The sequence below is a fragment of the Brenneria alni genome, assembly GCF_003666245.1.
GTDB classification, from domain to species: domain Bacteria; phylum Pseudomonadota; class Gammaproteobacteria; order Enterobacterales; family Enterobacteriaceae; genus Brenneria; species Brenneria alni.
Genome location: NZ_MJLZ01000012.1, coordinates 1 through 25086 on the forward strand (window position 1 = coordinate 1; position 25086 = coordinate 25086).

The following is a 25086-nucleotide window of genomic DNA, read 5'->3' on the forward strand; positions in this document are numbered from 1 at the left end:
GATTTATTGAGCGATTTAATAAAACACTACGAACAGAAATACTTGACATGTATCTGTTCAGAACACTGTCAGAAGTCCGTGTGCTAACAGAAGACTGGCGCGCAGAATACAACGAAGAACGTCCGCATAGCTCACTGGGTGATATGCCACCCGTTATCTATGCGCGGCAAAAACTGGCCGGAGATCCTCATTGGCGGTGGTACTAAAAATCGGAGGGACTACACTGTGACTGTTTTTGCCGCAGACGGTGTAATTAAAGATGGCACCTATAAGGCGGAAACCATCAATTTTGATGATCATGGATGGAAACCTTTCTTAGAGCTGACGTATAAAGAGGGGAAAATTACCGCCGTAAAATTTGATTATACTAGCGAGAAAGACGGCCATCTGAAAACATCAGACGAAGAATACGGTAAAAAAATGGCCGCCGTGGCAGGCACCTCGCCAGATATCTATACGGTAAAACTGTCTCAGAGTCTGTTGGAAAAACAAACCATCGAGGGTATCGATGGCGTAACGGGCGCAACACACTCAACGGATGACTTTAAAATACTTGCCAGTGCGGCAATGGAAAATGCAAAAGCAGGTAATACAGAGACAGCAAAAATCGAATAAATCTTGTCGTGCAAAGCAGCGGCAACATGCAATTATCCTGTACAGTACCGGGGTACAGGATAATCTGCTTTACTTGTTATTTTTTGACCGTCATTAACGCTCAGGAATGACGTTTTTGAAGTCAAGTGCAACATCCCGCACCTGTAAATCATCGGCATTTTCATTTGCATGTTGTGGTACTAACATTTTCAGCAGATCCAACTGTCGCCGTTGTTGTTCGACAATCTCCTGCAACAATTTGATTTGCTCATTCGCTCTGACGCTCGCCCGGTTGATAAAAAACCAGACCAGTGCAACCAGAAGCGTAACGACGACGACAAAAATCATTTCTACTCTGTCCACACCTATTCCACTCATAACCATCTGCCAGACAACAACCCACGGATCTCCATCTTAGCACCAAGCCAACGGTAAGTTCGATACTCTGTATTGATACCCGAAACCCGGCCTCACCATCTTTCTGCATGTTTGCGTAGACAATATGACAGCCCGCCATAAAAAAGCCTGAGGTTGCTGACAAAGTAGCCTGTAAGCCTGAGATACACGGGCCTGGCGTACCGAGGGGCCATTATGGGACACATCCTTGTGTCCCACCCTGCGGGTCAGCATAAATGCTGTTCAAATTTTGCTCCCGGCAAATTTGTCGGCGGCTTACGCCGCTACGACCCCTCAGCACGCTCTCCCTAATAATGAGCTTTGTCAACAGTCTGGCCTGTCACAAGGACTGGTTTATAAAAATATTCTCAGATCAAAATGGGTAAGCGTGATAGCCCATTTGCTCAGAGATGTTTCTGGCTGCGGTATGTAACATTCGAACATAGCCGAGTTTGTTTTCCTCAGAAAAGCGAACGGTTGGGAATGAAATGCTTAAACCGGCAATCACCACCCCAAAACGATCAAAAACCGGAACAGCGATACAACGTAACCCCTCTTCCTGTTCTTCATTATCTTCGCCGTATCCTTGTTCACGCACCAAATCCAACTGTGTCAGCAGATCTTCAGGGGTACAAAGAGTATTCAGGGTGCTACGCGTAAATTCAACGCCAGAGAGGATGTCTTTTACTTCCGCGCTATCGCGCCATGCCAGCAGCACTTTGCCAATAGCCGTACTATACAATGGGTTACGCCGGCCAATACGAGAATACATACGCAGGTTATACATCGAATCGATCTTGTGGATGTAAACGATGCTGTCTTCATCCAGTGCGCCGAGGTGTATGGTTTCCCGCGTGAGGGAAGAAAGTTCCCGCATTTGTATATCTGCGCTACGGATTAAATCGACGTTTTGCAATGCTTTCGCACCGAGTTCAAATAATTTCAGCGTCAGTGAATATTTCTCTGATTCACCTTCCTGCGCCACATAGCCCAGGGATTTCATCGTCTGCAAAAAACGGTACACGGTACTCTTAGACATCATCACACGCTGAGAGAGTTCGGTAATACCGATTTCACGCTCTTCACCTAATGCCTGCAAAATACCAAAAACCTTTAAAACGGACGATACGGAATCGGGCTGTTTATCTAAATCTGCAATAGCCATTTTTGTGGTTACCCTACTCAGTTTTCTTGTTTTAAAAAAAATAGAACAATGGTTTTAGTATAAAGGGAACACTTTAATTATGGCAATGGAACAACGATGATAATTAAGTAATGTTGGTCAATATCAGGCTGGAAATTTTACTAATGAATATGTAAGTAAATTTATCGCAATAAACCGCGATATGGATAGCCCCACGGTTTATTGCATAAGATAAATTGGGTGCCCCAGCCATTGATTTTCCTGAAGGATAATTCCCGCTTTGCCGGTTGCCAGATCGACACGGATCAAGCGGCAACAAGGATTAGTGAAGTAAAACGCCTGGAATTTTTCCAGTCAGTCAAGGGTTTCCAATCTTCTTTCTTAAATTTTAGTGCAGTCGGAGTTCGCCACCCAGGTGCCATAGCCCACCCAGTCATCAGGAACCTGATAAATCGTTTTTTCTTCCAGCGTTTCCAGATCGACACGCATCAGGTTACGTACATTTTTCACGTAATACAGCGCATCGTCATTTGGAGACAAGAAACCGCCAAAGGTATTATCGCCCTCTCTTTCGGTTAACTGCATGGCCGCCTGAGTTGTCAGATCCAGCAGATAATAGTTCCATGAGCCATCAAAAGCCCCACCAAACAGCAACTTACTTCCATCATTACTGAAGCATTTCTGATAAAAGTAATTGCGGTGGCAGATGATATCGGGCGGGGTTAAACGCACAACTTCGGTGCCGGTTGCTGAATCCTGGTAGGTATGAAACGTCAGGGGAAACGTGTTGCCTTTAGCCATCCGTAATTCCTTAGAATTTATCATGAAAAGTTTGACGCCACGCGAACAGAGACAATGACACTTATCATTGCGACCACTATAACCGGCGATCGCCTGGAACTGCGACGATCCCATCTCACATGATAACGTCGATTACATCATTATTATAGAAACATTGTTTCATTTTTACGTGATCGCGGTTTTATTTTAGGAAACATTCCCTGCGTTTTGATCAAACGTTTCAGATTGAATAAGATTTTTACGGTGGTGAAAAGCGGCAAAGGGATACTTGTGGCGAGCACAGAAACAACAAAGGCCCATTTGCGGGCCTTTGTTGGAAAACGATCGAAACGGTTATTTCAGGTAAGTACCTGAGCGCAGGGCTTCAATTCGTTTATCTAACGGCGGGTGCGACATAAACAGCTCGCTGAACGACTTGGATTTACCATTGATACAAAACGCCAGCATACTGCTCTCTTCCTGTGGTTCATAACTGGTTTTCAGCCGTTGTAGCGCAGCAATCATTTTTTCACGCCCCACCAGTTTCGCTGAACCGGCATCCGCATGAAATTCACGATAGCGGGAGAACCACATGGTAATAATACTGGCAAGAATACCAAACACCAGCTCCAGTACCGTTGCAACGGCAAAATAGACTAACGGATTACCGCTGCTTCCCTCTCCCTCATCCCGATTACCGGATAGAAAACCAGAAGCGACCTGTGCAATTAAGCGGGAAATGAAGATAACAAAGGTATTCACAATACCCTGGATCAACGTCATGGTGACCATATCACCATTAGCAACATGGGTGATTTCATGAGCGATAACCGCTTCTGCTTCATCACGACTCATGTTTTGCAACAGCCCGGTACTGACGGCGACCAACGACGCATCACGCCGTGCTCCGGTCGCAAACGCGTTAATATCAGGGGCATGGTAAATCGCAACCTGAGGCATTGCGATACCCGCCTGCTGAGACTGCGAACGGACAGTGTCCAGCAACCAACGTTCTGTTTCATTACGTGGTTGTTCAATCACTTCACCACCGACAGATCGTAATGCCATCCATTTAGACATCAGCAGTGAAACAAACGCACCACCAAAGCCAAACAGCCCAGCCATAATCATTAAACCCTGGACACTGCTGGATTGGATTCCGGTCAAGCTGAGTACCAACCCGAAAACCAACATCACCGCCAGGTTGGTGATTAGGAAAAGCGCAATACGCATCATAGAAGTCTGATTTCCTCTCGCAGAAAAATAAAGTTTGCAACACTCACATCGTATGGGCTGCGGTAGCATTTTCAAGTATTCTTAACTTTTCAGTTACTAAATCCACATAACTTTACATTTTATAAGGAGAAAGATTAATTATTAATGGGGGCAAACGGTCGGGTTTTTACTGGAAACACGGCGATGTTGTCACTAAAATAAAAAGTGATCGTACCCGCATAAGCCGTGTCAGAGTCGAAATACCCAGGCGAGAGATTGGACACTGTATAAGCAGATCAATGTGTTATTGTTTAACAGAAAATTTTCTTAATTTTAGCAGTTGCGTGAAATTCTTAGCTGGCATGGGATGTCCAAATAAATATCCCTGAGCCTCTTCACAGCCTTCACTTCTCAGCAGTTCACACTGAGCCACTGTTTCGACACCTTCTGCAATAACCTCTAACCCAAAACTTTTCCCAAGATAGAGTATTGCCCGGACAATAGCCGCATCCGAAAGTGACTCACACATGGTGCGAACAAAAGTTTGATCAATCTTAAGGCGCGTTACCGGATAGTTTTTTAGCATACTGAGCGAGGCATAACCGGTACCGTAATCATCAAACGCAATACCAATACCTGCATCCCGCAGTTCATTTAGCGGCTGCAACATATTTTCGTCATAGCGCAGGATAATATTTTCAGTAATTTCCAACTCCAGCGAACTTGGCTGCAAACCGGTCTGCGCCAGTACTTCCGCTATCTTCTGCGCCAGCATACCTGAGCGAAACTGGGCACTAAACAGATTAATGCTGATACGGAAGTTTTCAGCACCGGAATGACACCATTTAGCCGCCTGCTCACAGGCTGTTTGTACAATCCAGTCACCGATACATTCAGACCACGTGCCATATTCCAGCGCAGCAAGAAAGGCAGCCGGGCCGAGCAAACCTTTTTGGGGATGGCGCCAACGAAGCAGCGCTTCCGCCCCAACGATCTCGTTATTCGACAGGTTGACCTGGGGTTGATAAAACACTTCAAACTCATGTTGCTCATAAGCACGTGCAAACTCTAGCTGAAAGGCATGTTTTGCCTGAAAAACCTCTCGTAGCTCTTGAGTAAAAAAGCGATGGCAATTGCGGCCTTCAGCCTTTGCCTGATACAGCGCAAGATCTGCGCTGGTCAACAGCTCCTGTGCGGTAATGCCGTGGGCGGGGTAAATCACCGTACCAGCGCTGGCGCTGATATTGACCTGGTGATCGTCAATAATCATGGTCTGAGAAATTTCATGGATAATCTGCTCGGCAATGTTGGTGGCCACTTTCGGGTCATCCAGTCCTGGGAATAATAATGCGAACTCATCTCCGCCCATGCGGGCTACCAGATCGCCAGAACGTACGTTAGCCTGCAATTTTTTTGCTACGTTAACCAGAATATCATCACCGCTGGCGTGTCCCAGGCTGTCGTTAACATCCTTAAAACCATCCAGATCGACCATCATTACGCAAACCGCCGCTTCATTCTTCAACGCCAGCACCAGATTTGACGTCATTAATGTACGGTTAGCCAGACCAGTAAGCGGATCCATGTGCGCCAATAAAAATAACCGCTCTTCATTACGGCGGCGCTCAGTAATATCACGCAGGATAGCGCCATAACTCACATTTTCGTTATCCCCCCACATCGATATGGATAACTCGACAGGGATCAAACTACCACTTTTGTTTCGAACACTTAATTCCAGCGTTACGCCTTTAACCAGCGCGTCTCTATCTGCAATTAAATTATTTAGCTGAGGAATAAAAGAGTCAGGAACGAGGGTAATGATACTCTGCCCGAGAATTTCGTGACCCGCGTATTCCAGCATCTTCTGTGCCGAGGCATTAAAGAAAGTAATAATGCCTTCGTTATCAAAACACATGATGGTATCGGGCGAGGTATTAGCAATATTTTCAAAACGCGACTGGCTCGCGTTTCGCGCCAAATTAAGGCGCCGAATTTCCAGTTTATCCATAACCAGCACGGCCAGATCATGCAGATTTTGTTTGTCTCTGATGCTGAGAGCAGGCCGGGGCTTAAGATCGATAATGCAAAGCGCACCAATAGCATGGCCAGATGGCGCTCTTAATGGAATGCCTGCATAAAAACGGAGATAAGGCGCACCCGTCACCAATGGGTTATCTTTAAAATTTGGATCTTTACGTGCGTCGGAAACGACCATAATTCTCTTTTTCAGAATCGCATGGGTACAGAAAGCCATATCGATTGGCGTCTCACTAAAGGAAACGCCAATACTCGCCGCAAGTAACTGTCGTTCCGATTCCAATATTGATACCAACACAATAGGTACATTAAAAACATTTGCCGCCAGATTAACCAGATTATTAAGACCAGGATCAAATAGTGCGTTCTTAATGCCATACTCATGGAGTGCAGCAAGACGCTTGACTTCATCTTTACCTATCGGAGCACGGCTCATAGGTCCCCCTTCAATATCCGTCGTTTTAGTTTTCAGATTAAAACGTAAGCTTTTAGGCATAAATCTAATTAATTATAACGGTACGGGATAGATACGTTCAGTAAGCCAATGTTAAGACGTACAAGAAGTGAGTTGTACATTCAATACCGAAGTAACGAGGTTCTATAAACTATTATGGCAAAGGATCTTGAGTCCATCATCCTTCAGCATGCGAAATAGTGACAAAAGAAATTATTAACATTCCATATTGATTTCACAAACAATAATGCACTGTCTTGTCAAAAGATGTATGCTGGCAATGTTAAAATTTCGTTAGTGTGACATTAATTTTCGTTTACGAAAAAGAAAAAGCACTGCTGATTCGGGTATCAGTTCAACCGGGAAACAGCGTCTTACATCATCACCATGTGGAAATATTTTACCTCAAGAAGTCCCGGTGTGTTTCCACCTACGCAGGAGAAAGAGCATGGCATACGCCACGACAAACCCTTATACAGGGGAATTGATAAAAACCTTTCCTGATGCAACGAACGCTGAAGTGTCATCAGCTATAGAACACGCTCATGCAACCTTCCTCACATGGAAAAACACATCGTTTGCCGACCGAAGCATCATTATGCAGCGTGCTGCCGATTTGCTGCGTAAAAACAGTGACAGCCATGCAAAGCTATTAACGCTGGAAATGGGTAAACTGGTTGGCGAAGCGAAAGCGGAAGTAGAATTATCCGCCCAGATTTTTGAATATTATGCAAAATACGCAGAATCACTACTTGCACCGGAAAAACTTCCGGTTGCCGATCCTGCGGAAGGTGAAGCGGTGATATACCATGATCCACTTGGCGTTCTGTTGGCTATTGAACCGTGGAATTTTCCTTATTATCAAATTGCCCGTATTATCGCCCCGCAGTTGTCCGCCGGTAATACTATCCTTCTGAAACATGCCTCAAACGTTCCGCAGAGTGCCGCACTGTTTGAACGTCTGATGCGTGAAGCCGGTCTGCCGGAAGGTGCTTTTAAAAACCTGTACGCCACACGATCTCAGATTGAACTCATCCTGAATGATCCTCGCGTTCACGGCGTTGCGCTTACAGGTTCTGAAGATGCCGGAGCGCTCGTTGCCCAGCAAGCTGCTAAGGCACTCAAAAAATCCACACTTGAACTTGGCGGAGCAGATGCATTTATTGTACTGGCCGATGCCGAGATGGAAAAAACTGCCAAATGGGCAGTATTCGGACGTCACTGGAACGGCGGGCAAGTGTGTGTTTCATCTAAACGAATGATCATTGTCGATGAAGTTTACGATGACTTCCTCAAACGGTATACCGATGGTGTAGCGGCATTACGCGCAGGCGACCCGATGTACCCGGATACTACGCTTGCCCCGCTTTCTTCACAGAAAGCAGCGGATGAAGTGAAAGAGAAAATTAAGTTTGCCGTGGCTCATGGCGCCACCGCGACGGAAGTTGGCCCCAAAGTCCCTGAAAAAGGGGCATTTGTACAGCCGACCATTCTTACCAACATTTCACCGGACAACCCAGCCTATTCAATGGAGTTTTTCGGGCCGGTATCCATGCTTTTCCGGGCTAAAGATGAGGCCGATGCGATCCGCATTGCCAATGACTCGCCTTTCGGCTTAGGCGGTTCCGTCTTCACACAGGATACCAAGCGTGGAGCGGAAGTGGCGAAAAAAGTATCAACCGGTATGGTGTTTGTTAACCACCCGACAATGGTTAAAGCCGACCTCCCCTTTGGCGGTATCCGCCGCTCAGGGTATGGACGTGAATTAATTGGATTAGGTATCAAAGAATTTGTTAACCACAAACTGGTTAACATTGTTGATATTGACGCTGAATTCTGATCACTTGGTTTCCTGACATAATGACCTGTAGGCGATTTTTCCTTTGCGAAAACTCAAAATACAGGTCTTTATTTAACAGCATATTTTTATAAGTTTTGATGCCGACGGTAATCTTATTGACGGAAAAATCAAAGAGTTAATATCACAGCAAATGTCAGCATTGACGAACACCATCAATAAAGCATAATTGTGGCTCCACCACCTTAAAAACAAGATAAATGGTTAGCATCTGCCATATCTGTGACGCCAGTTAACTATACTGACCATTTATAAATATTAAGCCGGGAAATAGGTAATCGAATGCTCAGGCGTATCATTTTTGGCATTGATGATTAAATCCCAATCACCGGTATAAGGAACCGTTAAATAAACCTCATCCTCAGCGCTTACGCTAATAGTGCCTTGTATAACGGTTTTATTCTCAGAGTTGGTCTTCTGTGAGCCATTAACCATCTGAAGCTCAAATGTGTTAGGGCATCGAACAATTACCGTATCACCGCCAAAAAGACTCAAACACGTGCGAATTACAGACATACATCCTCCGCGGCACACCACTATAAATATGCCTCTATGAAACAATTCTATGGTTCATTTCCCACAATGGGATTTTCATAAGAACAAAATGTATACCGGCAGATTGTGATTTAGATCAACTTAATCTCACGTTTTTTTGCAAATTGCCGCTGGAATAAGATGAAAGTATGGGGAGCATGGTTTTATTAGGCTCTTTAATACTGCTAAAAAGTCTCCTTACCACCTAATAAACAATGAAAAATCGTAATTTTGCAGAATAAAATATGGCAAAAGTCAGGGAAGAATATTTTTTATCAATTATGATACCGGACTCATCATAGATGACATATCACATGGCGATCCTCTGTCTATACTTCAGATATGAGTGAAATTTCAGAGGTACCTATGCTTTGGTTTGAAGAGGGTTTATACCTAAGAATAAAACAGTTGGAAAACGGACCGACCCCATTGCCGCTTAACAGCGGATTTAACTGTGAAACAGCCTACAGGGCGATTGGCGTGTTCAATCCATCCGAAACATCAGACGCCTATTACATTTTTTCCAACGATAGGGATGAGGTGTGGTTCATCTGCAACAGACACCTGCGAACGGTTGCCATATCGCCTGAACCCGCTGATTTCAGACGGCCTCTCAGCTCATTTTAGAATGATTCTTTCGAATAAGAGAACCACGCTAAGGCACCCTGTGTAATATATCTCTTTATTATTCAATATTCTGAATCGAGCTAATCTCATGCTGAAAAACATATGGATCTGAAATTAGCCCAAATTTTTCATCATCGGGATAGGTTACAGCGACATGATAGTCGTCACCTGCAAATTGCCGGATTGACTCAATATCTTCCCAGTAGGTTGCAAGAAAGAAATGCTCGAACTCTCCCTGAGACTCTCGACGAAAAAAAGCGCCTAAATTACCGGGAATCCGCTGAGAATGCTCAATACCCGTTATTTGCAAGTGGTGTTCAAAGCCATCGGCTTTCATTAACGGTACACAGCCATGCCAGGTCCTTACAATCATCTCTTAACCTTACAAAATAATAACAACCGATCGCTATTAATAATAAACGGGAACATTGCGTTCCCGTAATATATTGGACAAACTCATCACTTACATATTATCAATAATATCCTGCGCAAACTCACTACATTTCCGTAGTTTAGCGCCGTCCATCAGACGTTCGAAATCGTAGGTCACGGTCTTATTGCGGATAGCGCCTTCAACACCTTTAACTATTAAATCCGCAGCTTCGAACCATTGCATGTGACGCAGCATCATTTCAGCAGACAGGATAACGGAACCGGGGTTCACTTTGTCCTGACCTGCGTATTTCGGGGCAGTACCGTGGGTAGCTTCAAACAGTGCGCATTCGTCACCGATGTTTGCGCCCGGAGCAATACCAATACCGCCAACCTGCGCGGCCAGAGCATCAGAAATGTAGTCACCGTTCAGGTTCATACAAGCAATGACATCATATTCCGCGGGACGCAGCAGGATCTGTTGTAAAAACGCGTCCGCAATTACATCTTTAACCACAATCTCTTTACCGGTGTTCGGATTGTTGATTTTAACCCACGGCCCACCATCAATCAGTTCCCCCCCGAACGCTTCGCGCGCCAGTTGATATCCCCAGTCTTTAAAAGCGCCCTCGGTGAATTTCATGATATTGCCTTTGTGGACCAGCGTGACTGAGTCGCGATCATTGGTGATCGCATATTCAATCGCCGCACGCACCAGACGTTTTGTCCCCTGTTCGGAACAAGGTTTGATGCCAATACCACACTGTTCCGGGAAACGGATTTTGTTTACACCCATCTCTTCGCGCAGAAACTTAATGAGTTTATCTGCTTCCGTTGAGCCGGCTTTCCACTCAATGCCCGCATAAATATCTTCGGCGTTTTCACGGAAGATCACCATGTCAGTCAATTCCGGGTGTTTTACCGGGCTTGGCGTGCCTTCGTAGTAGCGCACCGGACGCAGACAGACATACAGATCCAGTTGCTGACGCAGTGCGACGTTCAGAGAACGGATCCCACCGCCCACTGGCGTCGTCAGCGGGCCTTTGATCGCCACGCGATATTCACGAATCAGATCCAGCGTTTCTTCCGGTAACCAAACGTCTTTACCATAAACCTGCGTTGATTTTTCGCCGGTGTAAATTTCCATCCAGGAAATAGCGCGCTGGCCCTGATAAGCTTTTTTTACTGCGGCATTAACGACATTGATCATGGCGGGCGTCACATCCACACCAATGCCGTCCCCTTCAATAAAAGGAATAACCGGATTATTGGGAACGACCAGTTTGCCTTGAGCGTCAACCGTGATCTTTTGACCCTCTGTCGGTACCACTACTTTGCTTTCCATTAACCTCTCCTTCGAGCGCAATTTTGTTAATGACTTGTAAGATGTGTGACGATACTACTTGAATATTTAGCCCGCGCCAATCGCAAACCATTTCGAGTATAATGCTTTTGTTATCCGCGGCTATAAAGATGATGAATAAATTCCCTGTTAAAAATCACCAAGTTAAACGATTCAGCTCCAGAGTGACAAAGAAGCGCAGCGATGTAAGACCGCGGCGTATCGTCTTGTTCAATAAACCCTTTGACGTGTTGCCGCAATTCACTGATGAGGCCGGGCGCTCGACCCTGAAAGACTATATCCCGGTTGCCGATATCTACGCTGCCGGGCGTTTAGACCGCGATAGTGAAGGGCTGATGATCCTCACCAATGATGGTAAACTTCAGGCCAGACTCACTCAGCCCGCTCGAAAAACAGCAAAAATCTATTATGCCCAGGTTGAAGGCATTCCTGATGAAGCCGCACTCATACGGTTTCGAGCAGGCCTTGAGCTTAACGACGGAAAAACGTTGCCGGCAGGGGCTGAAATCGTGCCCGAACCTGAATGGCTGTGGCAGCGGGTTCCACCTATTCGGCAGCGAAAAAACATTCCCGTCTGCTGGCTGAAAATCACACTGCATGAAGGACGTAACCGTCAGGTTCGCCGTATGACGGCAAATATAGGTTACCCCACGCTGCGTTTAATCCGCTATGGCATGGCGGATCAAAGCGTGGAAAAACTGTTACCCGGAGAATGGAGGGAGATTGCTGATGTTTAAGCCGCACGTTACCGTTGCCTGCGTTGTCCAGGCGGAGAACCATTTTCTGGTGGTCGAAGAATTAATTAACCATAAATTATTATGGAATCAACCTGCCGGGCATCTGGAAGCCGATGAAACCCTGATTCAGGCGGCCAGCCGGGAGCTATGGGAAGAAACCGGTATTCAGGCTGCGCCGCAGAGTTTTCTGCAACTGCATCAGTGGATCGCGCCTGACCAGACGCCGTTTCTGCGCTTTTGCTTTGCCCTCGACTTACCTCATCGGCTGGCAACCCAACCGCATGACAGCGATATTGAATGCTGCCGCTGGCTGACGGCAGAAGAAATTCTTCACTCCAGCCAGCTACGCTCACCGTTAGTCGCGGAGAGTCTTCGCCGCTATCTTCAGCCGGAACGCTATCCTTTAACCATACTTGGCGCCTTTAACTGGCCATTTTAGCGGATAACACGTCAGGAATAGCGGTGCAGTCCCAGTCGCAACATGATAAAATACGCCGCTTGTTTTTCGCCTTAGTGCGTAAGTATTTCAGTTCGTGAGACTCATGAGACTTCCATGTCAGATAACAGCCAGAAAAAAGTGATTGTCGGCATGTCCGGCGGTGTTGATTCATCCGTTTCCGCTTACCTGTTGCAGCAGCAAGGCTATCATGTTGAAGGCCTGTTTATGAAAAACTGGGAAGAGGACGACGACACAGAGTATTGCTCTGCGGCAACCGATCTTGCTGACGCCCAGGCCGTGTGTGACAAGCTCGGTATTACATTGCATACCGTTAATTTCGCCGCCGAATATTGGGATAACGTCTTTGAACTGTTCCTGGCGGAGTATAAAGCGGGCCGCACGCCGAATCCTGACATTCTGTGCAATAAAGAGATTAAATTTAAAGCTTTTCTTGAATTCGCCGCCGAGGATTTAGGCGCGGATTACATCGCCACCGGTCACTATGTCCGCCGTCAGGATATCGATGGGAAAAGCCGTTTGCTGCGTGGGATGGACGGTAACAAAGATCAGAGTTACTTCCTTTATACACTCAGCCATGAGCAGATTGCGCAAAGTTTATTCCCGGTGGGGGAGCTGGAAAAACCGCTGGTACGAAAAATCGCCGCGCAGTTGGATTTAGCCACCGCCAGGAAAAAAGACTCCACGGGTATTTGCTTTATCGGTGAACGAAAATTCACCGATTTCCTGTCACGCTATCTGCCCGCGCAACCCGGCCCGATTCTGTCCGTTGATGACGGTAGACCTATGGGGCAGCATCAGGGATTGATGTATCACACATTGGGGCAGCGTAAAGGACTGGGTATCGGCGGCGTCAAAGATGGCGGCGAAGATCCCTGGTACGTGGTGGATAAGGACGTAGAAAATAACATCCTGTACGTCGCACAAGGGCATGAGCACCCTCGCCTGATGTCTTACGGGTTAGTCGCCCAGCAACTGCATTGGGTTGATCGTCAACCACTAACCACGGCGTTACGCTGTGTGGCCAAAACCCGTTATCGTCAGGCCGATATCCCCTGCTCCGTCATTCCGCTGGGCGAAGACCGTATCACCGTGCGTTTTGATGAACCAGTGGCGGCAGTGACGCCAGGGCAATCCGCCGTGTTCTATCTGGGTGACGTTTGCCTGGGCGGCGGCATCATTGAAGAACGTTTACAGGAGTGATAGTGGCTAAAAATTATCATGACATTACCCTGGCGCTGGCAGGCATCTGCCAGTCTGCCTATCTGGTGCAACAGTTAGCCCATACCGGTAACGGCGACAATAACATTTTGCACACTTCACTCAACAGCATCCTGGTGGTGAACCCGCCATCAACCTTGTCTGTCTATGGTGATACGGAAAGCAACCTGAAAACCGGGCTGGAAACCCTGCTGGGGATATTAAATACCAGCAGCAAAGGCCCAGGCGCTGAACTATCACGCTATGCCTTCAGTCTGATTGCCCTGGAGCGCAAGTTGCACGCCAACACCTCGGCGCTCGACGAATTAGGTAAACGCATCGGGCAGTTGGCGCGTCAGTTGGAGCATTTTGAACTGCTCTCTGATACGATCATCAGCGCACTGGCTGGCATTTACGTTGATGTGATCAGCACGCTGGGGCCACGAATTCAGGTTTCAGGCTCGCCAGAGATCCTGAAAAACAGCCAGATCCAGGCCAAAGTGCGTGCGACGCTATTAGCCGGTATTCGTTCTGCGGTACTGTGGCAACAGATTGGCGGCGGGCGCCTGCAACTGATGTTCTCACGCAGTCAACTGATGAAAGAAGCAAAACAGATATTGGCGCGTTGCTGATCCACCCGATAAATTTCACGTTGCAGAAAGCCTGCGGCTCTGCAACGTGACAGATGGCGGACATCGCTATCAGCAACGGTCCGCTGCACTTATCTTTATTTTATTAAAACCAATCCCAGGAGTAGCTTGCGATGGAATTATCCTCACTGACCGCCGTTTCCCCGGTCGATGGCCGCTACGGCGATAAAGTCAGCACGTTACGCGCCATTTTCAGCGAATTCGGTTTGCTGAAGTTTCGCGTACAGGTTGAAGTGCGTTGGCTGCAAAAGTTGGCGGCCTGCGCAGAGATTCAGGAAGTTCCTGCCTTTGATGCTGACGCAAACGCTTTCCTTGACCAGATTGTCGCCGATTTTAATGAGCAGGATGCCGCACGCATTAAAACCATTGAGCGCACCACCAATCATGACGTTAAAGCCGTTGAGTATTTTCTGAAAGAAAAAGTCGCTGCCGTTCCGGCACTGCATGCCGTCAATGAATTTATTCATTTTGCCTGTACTTCGGAAGACATCAACAACCTGTCTCATGCGCTGATGCTGGATACAGCACGCCGCGAAGTCATTCTGCCCAACTGGCGTAAAATCATTGATGCACTGGCCGCCTTGTCCCGGCAATATCGTGATATTCCGCTGCTATCGCGTACCCACGGCCAACCTGCTACACCATCAACAATTGGTAAAGAATTTGCCAACGTCACCTACCGTATGGAGCGTCAGTATCGCCAGCTTCAACAGGTCGAAATTCTGGGTAAAATCAATGGCGCCGTGGGTAACTATAACGCACACATTGCGGCATATCCTGAAGTTGACTGGCATCAGTTCAGTGAGCATTTTGTCACCTCACTGGGGATCACCTGGAACCCATACACCACCCAGATCGAACCGCATGACTATATCGCGGAATTATTTGACTGCATTGCCCGCTTTAACACCATTTTGATCGACTTCGACCGTGACATCTGGGGTTATATTGCCCTGAACCACTTCAAGCAGAAAACCATTGCTGGTGAAATCGGTTCTTCCACCATGCCGCATAAAGTGAATCCAATCGATTTCGAAAACTCGGAAGGCAATTTGGGATTGGCGAATGCCGTTTTGGGGCATTTGGCCAGCAAACTGCCGGTTTCCCGTTGGCAGCGCGACCTGACCGACTCAACGGTATTGCGTAATCTGGGTGTGGGCGTTGGTTATGCGCTAATCGCTTATCAGGCGACGCTAAAAGGCATCAGCAAACTGGAAGTTAACCGCGATCGCCTGAGTGAAGAACTGGACCATAATTGGGAAGTGCTGGCAGAGCCGATACAAACCGTGATGCGTCGTTACGGCATTGAGAAGCCTTACGAAAAACTGAAGGAACTGACTCGCGGCAAACGCGTTGATGCAGCAGGTATTCAGGCATTCATCGACGGACTGGCGCTGCCAGAAGCAGAAAAAACACGGCTGAAAACCCTGACGCCGGCAAATTATCTCGGTCGAGCCATTAAAATGGTCGATGACCTGAAATAATCACACTCTCTCGACAGGCGGGCCGTGCGCCCGCCGCGCCTTGCCCGTCCGTTTATCCTCCGTTTATTATCCATATGGATAATTTGCTAGATTAAAACTGAATAATACGATGAATTCCGATTGCGTATGGCGATGATGCGCAAACAGAGTTTGCCTGTTTGGAAGAGGACATAGCCATGCGCATTCTGGTCGTCGAAGATAATATTTTATTACGCCATCACCTTACCGTTCAAATGAATGAAATGGGACATCAGATTGATGCCGCCGCAGACGCCAAAGAAGCCGATTATTTCTTACACGAACACTCACCGGATATTGCTATTGTCGACCTCGGATTGCCTGATGAAGACGGGATGAGTTTGATTCGCCGCTGGCGTTCACAACAGCTTAAATTACCCATTTTAGTGCTGACGGCACGGGAAGGCTGGCAGGACAAAGTCGCCGTATTGGAAGCAGGCGCGGATGATTACGTCACGAAACCTTTTCATATGGAAGAGGTTGTCGCCCGGCTGCAAGCCCTGATGCGCCGCAATAGCGGACTGGCATCGCAAATTATCAGCATACCGCCGTTTGAAATTGACCTGTCACGACGTGAAGTGATGATTAAAGGGGCGGCGGTTAAGCTGACGGCATTTGAATACACGATCATCGAAACGCTGATCCGCAACAATGGCAAAGTGGTCAGCAAGGAATCACTGATGTTACAGCTATACCCGGATGCAGAGCTACGGGAGAGCCATACCATTGATGTATTAATGGGCCGATTGCGCAAAAAAATACAGAATGCTGATTCACCGGATGTTATCACTACGGTTCGTGGTCAGGGTTATCGTTTCGACCTTGATATCGGCCAGGCACAAAAACAAAATGAGTGATAAAAAATTGCCGGGAGCGATTTTTAACGTCGCTGGCGACGGCCCGAAGGGGGACGGGCAGGACGCCCGGAATAAAAAATCGCCGGGAGCGATTTTTAACGTCGCTGGCGACGGCCCAAAGGGTGACGGGCAGGAAAATCTCCACAAAAGTTCCCCCTTCTCACTACGTGTCCGCTTTTTATTAGCGACGGTCGCCATTGTGCTGGCGCTATCTCTGTCTTACGGCGTGGTGGCGATTATCGGCTACAGCGTCAACTTTGATAAAACCTCTTTCCGGCTGCTGCGTGGCGAAAGCAATCTGTTTTACAGTCTGGCGCAGTGGCGCGATAACCAGTTAACCATCGCCTCGCCACCGGATATCGATATCAATTTCCCCACGTTGGTTTTAATTTATGACCAACAGGGGAAAATACTCTGGCGTGAAAAAGAAGTGCCTGAGCTGGAAGCGCTGATCAGCCCTGACTGGCTGAAAAAAACGGCTTATCATGAATTGGATACCGATGCCGATACCAGCAGTGCCGTGCTGAGAGGAAATACACGGGTACTGAATAGCCTCAGAGCGCTCAACGGTAGCAATTCTGATACGCTGACACACTCTATCGCCGTTAATTTCTATCCACAAACGGAACATCTGCCGCCATTAACAATCGTGGTGGTCGACAGAATCCCGCAGGAGTTGCAGCAGGAAGATATTGTCTGGGAGTGGTTCAGCTACGTTTTTATCGCCAATCTTATTCTGGTTCTTCCCTTACTCTGGCTGGCGGCGCACTGGAGCCTGCGTCCGATCAAAAACCTGGTTAAGCAAATTGCTGAACTGGAAAACGGCACCCGTGAGCAGTTAGATGAAAACCCTCCCCAGGAATTGTTCAGCCTGGTGAGAAATCTGAACATTTTATTGAATAACGAGCGCCAGCGTTATCACAAATACCGCACGACTCTGACCGATCTCACCCACAGTCTTAAAACACCGCTGGCGGTTTTACAAACCACGCTGCGGGCTTTGCGTACGGGTAAAGAAATCAATATCGATCAGGCGGAACCCATTATGCTGGCGCAAATAAGCAGAATATCGCAACAGATTGGTTATTATCTGCATCGGGCCAGTGTGCGTTCTGAGCACCCTATGCTGATGCGTGAGGTAAATTCAGTACCCGCATTACTGGATGGTCTGTGCTCGGCGCTGAATAAAGTTTATCAGCGCAAAGGGGTAGTTCTGACGCTGGATATCTCTCCCGAACTGACCTTCGTCGGTGAAAAGAACGACTTTATGGAGGTTATGGGAAATGTGCTGGATAACGCCTGTAAATACTGCCTGGAATTTGTGGAAATCAGCGCACAGCATTCCGACCATAAACTTCATTTGATCATTGATGATGACGGCCCCGGCATCCCTGAAAACAAGCGGAAGCTTATTTTCCAGCGTGGACAACGCGCCGACAGATTACGCCCCGGTCAAGGTATCGGCCTGTCGGTTGCTTCTGAGATTATTGAACAATATCAGGGTGAGATCATTATCAGTGACAGTGCGTTGGGAGGGGCCAGGGTAGAGGCCATATTTTCCCGCCAGAATCTTGGCCATAATGAGGTATGAAAGTCAGTACAGCCAACGGCGCATCCGCTATAATTGCTACAGCTCTCACGTTTTCAGGAAGATATGGTATGGACTATCAACTCAATCTCGACTGGCCGGATTTTTTAGCACGCTACTGGCAAAAGTATCCGGTAATTATCAAACATGGTTTTAATCATTTTATCGATCCTATCTCGCCAGACGAGCTGGCCGGTCTGGCATTGGAAAACGAGGTCGACAGCCGGTTGGTCAGCCATAATAACGGTCGCTGGCAGGTTAGCCACGGGCCATTTGAAGGTTTCGACCATCTGGGCGAGAATAATTGGTCGCTGTTGGTGCAGGCGGTCGACCATTGGCACGAGCCATCCATTTCGCTAATGCGCCCTTTCCGACAGTTACCTGACTGGCGTCTTGATGATCTGATGATCTCTTTTTCTGTTCCCGGCGGCGGCGTTGGCCCGCATCTGGATCAGTATGACGTATTCATCATTCAGGGAACAGGCCGTCGCCGCTGGCGTGTGGGTGAAAAGGTGCCGATGAAACAGCATTGTCCTCACCCTGATCTGCTTCAGGTCGATCCTTTTGACGCCATTATTGATGAGGAGATGGAGCCAGGCGACATTCTGTATATTCCCCCCGGATTTCCGCATGACGGCTACTCGCTGGAAAACTCACTCAACTATTCCGTGGGTTTCCGCGCCCCTAACGCACGCGAGTTGATCAGCGGATTCGCTGATTATGTGCTATCCCACGAACTCGGTAGTTACCGTTACAGCGATCCGGCAATCCCTACCCGTGATCACCCGGCCACCGTGCTGCCGCAGGAACTGAACAATTTGCAGCAAATTATGTTGGAATTGGTTCAGCAGCCAGAGCATTTCCAGAATTGGTTCGGCGAGTTTATTTCTCAATCCCGCCATGAACTGGATCTCGCGCCACCAGAGCCGCCTTATCAGGCCGTTGAAGTCTATGATTTTCTGCAACAGGGGGAGCAATTACGTCGTTTGGGGGGGTTACGGGTGCTGTGCGTCGGAGAAAACTGCTATGTAAACGGTGAAGTGATTAGCAGCCCCCATAAACAGGCACTGTCGGCATTGGCTCAACATCACGCTATTGATGCCGCAATGATGGCGGAAGCGCTGGAAGATCCGTCGTTTCTGGCGCAGCTAACCGTATTGATTAACAGTGGCTATTGGTACTTTTCCGATTAAAGCGTTCGTAACCTCAATCCGAACCGGCGAGTGACGGAATCCTCGCCTCACTGGGCTTTGGCGCGTAATGCGGTTAGCTCGGCAATTCGCATAATAACCGACACCGACTGCTCCATGCCTTCCAGCGTAACGAACTCATGTTTGCCGTGATAGTTGTAGCCGCCGGTAAACAGATTCGGGCAAGGCAACCCCTGAAACGACAGAAAAGCGCCGTCAGTACCGCCACGGATCGGCTTAAGCAGCGGTTCAATATCGCAATCCCGCATGGCTTGTTGCGCCAGCGCAATAATATGCGGATGCTGCTCAACCTGCTCTCGCATGTTGTAGTAGCTGTCAACGATCGTCACCTCAATATAGCAATCGGGATGCAGACCTTTCCCCACGGTTTCCGCAATCTCCAGCATCTTTTTCTTACGTTGTTCAAATCCGTTACGGTCAAAGTCACGCACGATATAGTGCAACTCCGCACGTTCAACCCCCCCTTTGATGCTATGCAGATGATAAAAGCCCTGGTAGCCGTCGGTTTTTTCAGGAGACTCATCCGCAGGCACCTCATGATGGTAGCGTGATGCCAGCGTAAGCGCATTGACCATCACCCCTTTGGCGCTGCCGGGGTGCACGTTATTACCCACAATCTTCACCGTAACGGAGGCGGCATTAAAGTTTTCATATTCAAGCTCACCCACGCCACCGCCATCCACGGTATAGGCCCATTGCGCATTAAATGCCTTAAGGTCAAAAAACTGAGCGCCTTTACCAATTTCCTCATCCGGCGTAAACGCCAGCCGGATCTCGCCATGCGGCACCTGGTTTTTTTTCAAACGCATCAGCGCGGTAATAATTTCAGCGATTCCGGCTTTATCATCCGCGCCCAGCAGGGTTTTGCCGTCTGTGGTAATCAGCGTGTGCCCCAGCAGTTGATGCAACACAGGGAACATCACTGGCGAAAGCACTTCATCGCCAATGCCCAGGGCAATATCGCCACCACGATAGTTTTCCACAATCTGGGGGTTAACGTTCTTCCCGGAGTACTCAGGAGACGTATCCATATGAGAAATAAAACCGATGGTTGGCACTGACCAGGCCACATTTCCCGGCAGCGTCGCCATGACACACCCATGTTTACTTAACGTGACCTGCTCAAACCCCAGATCCAGCAGTTCCTGCTGTAATGCACGGGCAAACGTCAGTTGGCCTTCGGTGCTTGGCACCTGCCGGACACCGACTTTTGATTGAGTATCAAAAGAAACGTAATTTAAAAATCGATCGAGTAATTTATCCATCTCTATTGCCTCTTGAACCCTGCATTGCATTATGAGGATGGCGCCTACGGCAGATATTGCGTCAGGTCAGTTTTTACCGTGTTAACACGCAGAATCGAAACATCGTTCTATGTCTCCTGCGCGGCTCAAATCACGGATTATCGTCACTATAAGGCAATAAACTCGGTTGATATCCAACTGCGCATTACAAAATGTACCAAATAAAATAACAACCACATAGCATCAGGATATAGCGCGTTACCCGTTCGGCCAATGATTTGGGGCTGTCATCACTAAGTATAGCCGCACAAGTTGGCGTTCAGCATGGTTTCCCGTAGAATGCCGACCCTCAACTAAGCTTGTAGGCTGAAAGGTGATAACCCTTGGCATGTCCCGTCCCGACACCTCGTGGACTCACCATACCTGGAACAGAGCGATAACCCTAAATGAAAGATAATCGTCCTGCTACTCCGGTCGTTGAACTGCTCGACGTCCATAAACGTTTTGATGGCAAAGACATCATTTCTCACTTTAATCTCACCATCAATAACGGTGAGTTTCTCACTATTCTTGGGCCTTCCGGCTGTGGTAAAACCACCGTGCTGCGCCTGATTGCCGGTCTGGAAACGGTGGACAGCGGCAATGTCATATTAGAAAAACAGGATATTACCCACCAGCCTGCCGAACACCGGCATATTAATACCGTCTTCCAAAGCTATGCGTTATTTCCGCATCTCAGTGTTTTTGACAATGTCGCATTTGGGTTACGGATGCAAAAAACCCCTGAAGCGGAAATTATCCCCCGGGTACAGGAAGCGCTGAAAATGGTGCAACTGGACGAATTGGCCCCGCGCCGACCGCACCAACTCTCTGGCGGGCAGCAACAGCGCGTGGCCATTGCCAGGGCCGTGGTGAATAAGCCAAAGGTGCTGTTGCTGGATGAATCGCTCTCGGCACTGGACTACAAACTGCGTAGGCAGATGCAAAATGAGCTGAAGGCGCTGCAACGTACACTGGGCATCACCTTCATTTTCGTCACCCACGATCAGGAAGAAGCGCTCACCATGTCCGACCGTATCGTGGTCATGCGCAATGGCCGCATCGAGCAGGACGGTACGCCGCGTGAGATCTACGAAGAGCCGTGCAACCTGTTCGTGGCCAGCTTTATCGGCGAGATCAACATATTCGATGCCACCGTCATTGCGCAAGTTGATGAGCAGCGCGTGTGCGCCCGTGTTGAAGGCCGCGAGTGCATCATCACCGTTGGTTTTCCGGTAAGCGTCGGACAACATCTCAACGTCCTGTTGCGACCGGAGGATCTGCGGGTAAAAGAGATTAACGACAGCGCCACAACCGCCGGGATCATCGGATATGTGCGCGAACGTAACTATAAAGGGATGACGCTGGAGTCCAGTATTGAGCTGGAAAACGGCAAAATGGTCATGGTCAGCGAATTTTTTAACGAGGATGATCCCGATGTAGACCATTCGCTGAATCAAAAAGTGGCGATCACCTGGGTTGAGAGCTGGGAGGTCGTTCTGCACGATGAAGAAGCCGCGTAAACGCTTTCAAAATACCATTATCACCATCATTGTGGCCTGGCTGGTCCTGTTCGTTTTCATGCCCAATCTGATGATTATCGGCGCCAGCTTTTTAACCCGTGACGATACGAATTTCATCAGTCTGGTTTTTACGCTGGATAACTACACGCGCCTGGCCGATCCGTTGTATGCCTCAGTCTTGCTGCATTCGTTGAACATGGCGGCAATTGCAACGCTGTGCTGCCTGCTGCTTGGCTACCCTTTTGCCTTTATTCTGGCGCGGTTACCGGAAAAGATACGGCCATTACTGATGTTTTTATTGATCGTCCCCTTCTGGACGAACTCACTGATCCGCATTTACGGGCTGAAGCTGTTCCTGAGCACCCGTGGCTATCTGAACGAATTTCTGCTGTGGATCGGTCTTATTGAGTCGCCCCTGCGCATTATGTACACCTCTGAGGCGGTTATTCTCGGCCTTATCTACATCCTGCTGCCGTTTATGGTTTTACCGCTCTACTCGAGTATCGAAAAGCTTGACAGATCCTACCTTGAGGCCGCCCGCGACTTAGGCGCCAACAAATGGCAGACGTTTGTGCGCATCGTTATTCCACTGACGATGCCCGGTATCATTGCCGGTTGTCTGTTGGTTCTGCTGCCGGCAATGGGCCTGTTTTTTGTTGCTGACCTGATGGGCGGCGCCAAAAACCTGCTTATCGGCAACGTGATTAAAAGCCAGTTTCTTAATATCCGTGACTGGCCGTTTGGCGCCGCCACCAGTATCTGTCTGACCCTGATCATGGGGCTGTTGCTGTTTGTTTACTATCGCGCCGCCCGGCTGCTGCACAAAAAAGGGGAGCTAGAATGATAGGTCGCCTGCTGCGCGGCGGATTTATGTCCGTCATTTACGCCTATTTATATATCCCCATCATCATTCTGATCGTGAATTCTTTCAATCAGGCCCGCTTTGGCATCAACTGGCAAGGCTTTACCCTTGACTGGTACCGGCGGCTGCTGAATAACGACAGCCTGCTACAAGCCGCACAGCACTCGCTGACCATGGCCGTCTTTTCGGCCAGTTTTGCCACGCTGATCGGTTCCCTGACCGCTGTTGCGCTCTACCGCTACCGTTTTCGCGGTAAACCTTTTGTCAGCGGTATGCTGTTCGTGGTGATGATGTCACCGGATATCGTTATGGCGATCTCTCTACTTGTGCTGTTTATGCTGCTGGGGATATCGCTGGGGTTCTGGTCGCTGCTGTTTTCCCACATTACCTTTTGTCTGCCTTTTGTGGTGGTCACCGTCTATTCACGCCTGAAAGGGTTTGATGTACGGATGCTGGAAGCCGCCCGTGATTTGGGGGCCAGCGAGGCGATCATTTTGCGAAAAATCATTTTGCCGCTGGCAATGCCTGCGGTGGCGGCAGGTTGGTTGTTGAGCTTTACGCTCTCGATGGACGACGTGGTGGTGTCATCATTCGTCACCGGGCCAGCCTATGAAATCCTGCCGTTGAAAATTTATTCTATGGTTAAAGTCGGTGTATCGCCGGAAGTGAATGCGTTAGCCACTATTCTACTCATACTGTCATTACTACTGGTGCTGTGCAGTCAGCTTATCCTGCGAGATCGCACCAAAAAATAATATTTACCCTTTGGGAAAGGAGACAAACAACATGAAAAAATGGTCACATCTGCTGGCAGCCTGCGCCCTGGTTTTCGGCCTCAACGCGGCCAATGCCAACGATGGGAAAACACTGTACTTTTATAACTGGACTGAATATGTTCCCCCCGGTTTGCTTGAGCAGTTCACCAAAGAAACCGGAATCAAGGTGATTTACTCTACCTATGAATCCAACGAAAGCATGTACGCCAAGCTGAAAACCTATCAGGACAGCGCCTACGATCTGATTGTACCTTCTACCTACTTTATTTCCAAAATGAGTAAGGAGGGTATGCTGCAAAAAATCGATACCGGTAAACTCAGCAACTTTCATCATCTTGACCCAAATTTACTGCACAAATCGTTTGACCCCAATAACGATTACTCCGTCCCTTATATCTGGGGCGCGACGGCCATTGGCGTCAACCGCGACGCCATTGATCCTGCCAGCATCAAAAGCTGGGCCGATCTATGGGACAAGCAATACAAAAGTAGCCTGCTGCTGACGGACGACGCGCGCGAGGTGTTCCAAATCGCCCTGCGTAAACTCGGCTATTCCGCCAATACCACCGATCCGCAGCAGATAGAAGCGGCCTATAAAGAACTACAGAAACTCATGCCCAACGTGTTGACGTTCAATTCGGACAATCCGGGTAACCCGTTTATGGAAGGCGAAGTGAACCTGGGCATGGTGTGGAATGGCTCTGCTTATGTGGCCCGGCAGGCTGGCACGCCGCTGGAAATTATCTGGCCGACAGAAGGCGGTATTTTCTGGATGGATAGCCTGGCTATCCCGGCTAACGCCAAAAACGTTGACGGCGCCATGAAAATGATTAACTTCCTGCTGCGACCGGAAATCGCCGCGCAGGTTGCCGAAACAATCGGCTACCCGACGCCTAATCTGGCGGCAAAGAAGCTGCTGCCGCCAGAGGTTTCAGGTGATAAAACACTGTACCCGGATGAAGAGATAATTAACAACGGTGAATGGCAGAATGATGTTGGTAGTACCGGCACTGTGTACGAAACCTATTTCCAGCAGTTAAAAGCAGGCCGCTAATCGTTATTG

Annotated in this window: 24 protein-coding genes and 1 pseudogene; 16 read left to right on the forward strand and 9 right to left on the reverse strand. The window is 48.4% G+C overall.

Annotated features, from left to right (window positions below; translation table 11 throughout):
- On the forward strand, positions 1–206 hold a 206-nt coding region (locus tag BIY29_RS07265), incomplete at its 5' end, for an integrase core domain-containing protein (RefSeq protein ID WP_147437148.1).
- A 19-nt stretch (positions 207–225) separates the two neighbouring features.
- Positions 226–615 carry an FMN-binding protein gene (locus BIY29_RS07270; RefSeq protein ID WP_170158896.1) on the forward strand — a complete coding sequence of 130 codons (390 nt, stop codon included), beginning with the start codon at positions 226–228 and terminating at the stop codon, positions 613–615.
- 93 nt (positions 616–708) lie between these two features.
- Here the strand turns inward: BIY29_RS07270 and BIY29_RS07275 are convergent, their stop codons facing one another.
- The 5 genes and pseudogenes from BIY29_RS07275 to BIY29_RS07300 all read right to left on the reverse strand — a co-directional run bounded on the left by BIY29_RS07275 (position 709) and on the right by BIY29_RS07300 (position 6605).
- Positions 709–972, reverse strand: coding sequence for a YebO family protein (locus BIY29_RS07275; protein ID WP_121574480.1), 264 nt, complete (start codon positions 970–972; stop codon positions 709–711).
- Between the two features lie 391 nt (positions 973–1363).
- The gene (gene kdgR, locus BIY29_RS07285; protein ID WP_121574481.1) at positions 1364–2155 is read right to left on the reverse strand and encodes a DNA-binding transcriptional regulator KdgR; all 792 of its coding nucleotides are present in this window, start codon (positions 2153–2155) and stop codon (positions 1364–1366) included.
- A 198-nt stretch (positions 2156–2353) separates the two neighbouring features.
- Positions 2354–3049: pseudogene (locus BIY29_RS07290) on the reverse strand (oligogalacturonate lyase family protein).
- A gap of 219 nt (positions 3050–3268) precedes the next feature.
- Positions 3269–4150 carry a protease HtpX gene (gene htpX / locus BIY29_RS07295; protein ID WP_121574482.1) on the reverse strand — a complete coding sequence of 294 codons (882 nt, stop codon included), beginning with the start codon at positions 4148–4150 and terminating at the stop codon, positions 3269–3271.
- A gap of 283 nt (positions 4151–4433) precedes the next feature.
- Positions 4434–6605: a sensor domain-containing phosphodiesterase gene (locus BIY29_RS07300; protein WP_121574483.1), complete on the reverse strand. Its 2172-nt coding sequence runs from the start codon at positions 6603–6605 to the stop codon at positions 4434–4436.
- Positions 6606–7071: 466 nt separating this feature from the next.
- Between BIY29_RS07300 and BIY29_RS07305 the strand changes: the two genes are divergently transcribed.
- Complete coding sequence (locus BIY29_RS07305) at positions 7072–8463, forward strand: NAD-dependent succinate-semialdehyde dehydrogenase (protein WP_121574484.1); 1392 nt, start codon at positions 7072–7074, stop codon at positions 8461–8463.
- Positions 8464–8739: 276 nt separating this feature from the next.
- Here the strand turns inward: BIY29_RS07305 and BIY29_RS07310 are convergent, their stop codons facing one another.
- Complete coding sequence (locus BIY29_RS07310; RefSeq protein ID WP_121574485.1) at positions 8740–8997, reverse strand: hypothetical protein; 258 nt, start codon at positions 8995–8997, stop codon at positions 8740–8742.
- Positions 8998–9381: 384 nt separating this feature from the next.
- Here BIY29_RS07310 and BIY29_RS20560 point away from each other — a divergent pair, with 384 nt between their 5' ends.
- A complete protein-coding gene (locus BIY29_RS20560; RefSeq protein ID WP_121574486.1) occupies positions 9382–9642 on the forward strand; it encodes a hypothetical protein in 261 nt (86 codons plus the stop codon).
- Between the two features lie 58 nt (positions 9643–9700).
- Here BIY29_RS20560 and BIY29_RS07320 read toward each other — a convergent pair whose 3' ends face one another.
- The gene (locus tag BIY29_RS07320; protein WP_121574487.1) at positions 9701–10015 is read right to left on the reverse strand and encodes a hypothetical protein; all 315 of its coding nucleotides are present in this window, start codon (positions 10013–10015) and stop codon (positions 9701–9703) included.
- A 90-nt stretch (positions 10016–10105) separates the two neighbouring features.
- Positions 10106–11359: an NADP-dependent isocitrate dehydrogenase gene (icd, locus tag BIY29_RS07325; RefSeq protein ID WP_121574488.1), complete on the reverse strand. Its 1254-nt coding sequence runs from the start codon at positions 11357–11359 to the stop codon at positions 10106–10108.
- A 101-nt stretch (positions 11360–11460) separates the two neighbouring features.
- On the opposite strand from icd, the gene rluE reads away from it, so the two are divergent.
- The 8 genes from rluE (at position 11461) to BIY29_RS07365 (ending at position 19561) form a co-directional block, all read left to right on the forward strand.
- Positions 11461–12114: a 23S rRNA pseudouridine(2457) synthase RluE gene (rluE, locus tag BIY29_RS07330; RefSeq protein WP_121574489.1), complete on the forward strand. Its 654-nt coding sequence runs from the start codon at positions 11461–11463 to the stop codon at positions 12112–12114.
- Positions 12107–12553 (forward strand): NUDIX domain-containing protein, encoded by a 447-nt coding sequence (locus BIY29_RS07335; RefSeq protein WP_121574490.1) that lies wholly within the window; start codon positions 12107–12109, stop codon positions 12551–12553. Before rluE ends, BIY29_RS07335 begins: the two co-directional genes overlap by 8 nt.
- Positions 12554–12667: 114 nt before the next feature.
- Positions 12668–13774 carry a tRNA 2-thiouridine(34) synthase MnmA gene (gene mnmA, locus BIY29_RS07340; protein WP_121574491.1) on the forward strand — a complete coding sequence of 369 codons (1107 nt, stop codon included), beginning with the start codon at positions 12668–12670 and terminating at the stop codon, positions 13772–13774.
- Between the two features lie 2 nt (positions 13775–13776).
- Positions 13777–14403, forward strand: coding sequence for a high frequency lysogenization protein HflD (hflD, locus tag BIY29_RS07345; RefSeq protein WP_121574492.1), 627 nt, complete (start codon positions 13777–13779; stop codon positions 14401–14403).
- A 131-nt stretch (positions 14404–14534) separates the two neighbouring features.
- Positions 14535–15905, forward strand: a complete 1371-nt coding sequence (gene purB / locus BIY29_RS07350; protein WP_121574493.1) for an adenylosuccinate lyase — start codon at positions 14535–14537, stop codon at positions 15903–15905.
- A gap of 176 nt (positions 15906–16081) precedes the next feature.
- Positions 16082–16780, forward strand: coding sequence for a two-component system response regulator PhoP (gene phoP, locus BIY29_RS07355; protein WP_121574494.1), 699 nt, complete (start codon positions 16082–16084; stop codon positions 16778–16780).
- A complete protein-coding gene (gene phoQ, locus BIY29_RS07360; protein WP_240630017.1) occupies positions 16773–18371 on the forward strand; it encodes a two-component system sensor histidine kinase PhoQ in 1599 nt (532 codons plus the stop codon). Before phoP ends, phoQ begins: the two co-directional genes overlap by 8 nt.
- Before the next feature lie 68 nt (positions 18372–18439).
- Complete coding sequence (locus BIY29_RS07365) at positions 18440–19561, forward strand: ribosomal protein uL16 3-hydroxylase (protein WP_121574495.1); 1122 nt, start codon at positions 18440–18442, stop codon at positions 19559–19561.
- A gap of 47 nt (positions 19562–19608) precedes the next feature.
- Here BIY29_RS07365 and pepT read toward each other — a convergent pair whose 3' ends face one another.
- Positions 19609–20844 carry a peptidase T gene (gene pepT / locus BIY29_RS07370; RefSeq protein WP_121574496.1) on the reverse strand — a complete coding sequence of 412 codons (1236 nt, stop codon included), beginning with the start codon at positions 20842–20844 and terminating at the stop codon, positions 19609–19611.
- A gap of 425 nt (positions 20845–21269) precedes the next feature.
- On the opposite strand from pepT, the gene potA reads away from it, so the two are divergent.
- From potA to potD, 4 genes are read left to right on the forward strand one after another with little or no spacing between them, the layout of a single operon-like run.
- Positions 21270–22385 carry a spermidine/putrescine ABC transporter ATP-binding protein PotA gene (potA, locus tag BIY29_RS07375; RefSeq protein WP_121574497.1) on the forward strand — a complete coding sequence of 372 codons (1116 nt, stop codon included), beginning with the start codon at positions 21270–21272 and terminating at the stop codon, positions 22383–22385.
- Positions 22369–23229 carry a spermidine/putrescine ABC transporter permease PotB gene (potB, locus tag BIY29_RS07380; RefSeq protein WP_121574498.1) on the forward strand — a complete coding sequence of 287 codons (861 nt, stop codon included), beginning with the start codon at positions 22369–22371 and terminating at the stop codon, positions 23227–23229. Before potA ends, potB begins: the two co-directional genes overlap by 17 nt.
- Positions 23226–24002 (forward strand): spermidine/putrescine ABC transporter permease PotC, encoded by a 777-nt coding sequence (potC, locus tag BIY29_RS07385; RefSeq protein WP_121574499.1) that lies wholly within the window; start codon positions 23226–23228, stop codon positions 24000–24002. Before potB ends, potC begins: the two co-directional genes overlap by 4 nt.
- 31 nt (positions 24003–24033) lie before the next feature.
- A complete protein-coding gene (gene potD / locus BIY29_RS07390) occupies positions 24034–25077 on the forward strand; it encodes a spermidine/putrescine ABC transporter substrate-binding protein PotD (protein ID WP_121574500.1) in 1044 nt (347 codons plus the stop codon).
- The last annotated feature ends 9 nt before the right edge of the window (positions 25078–25086 follow it).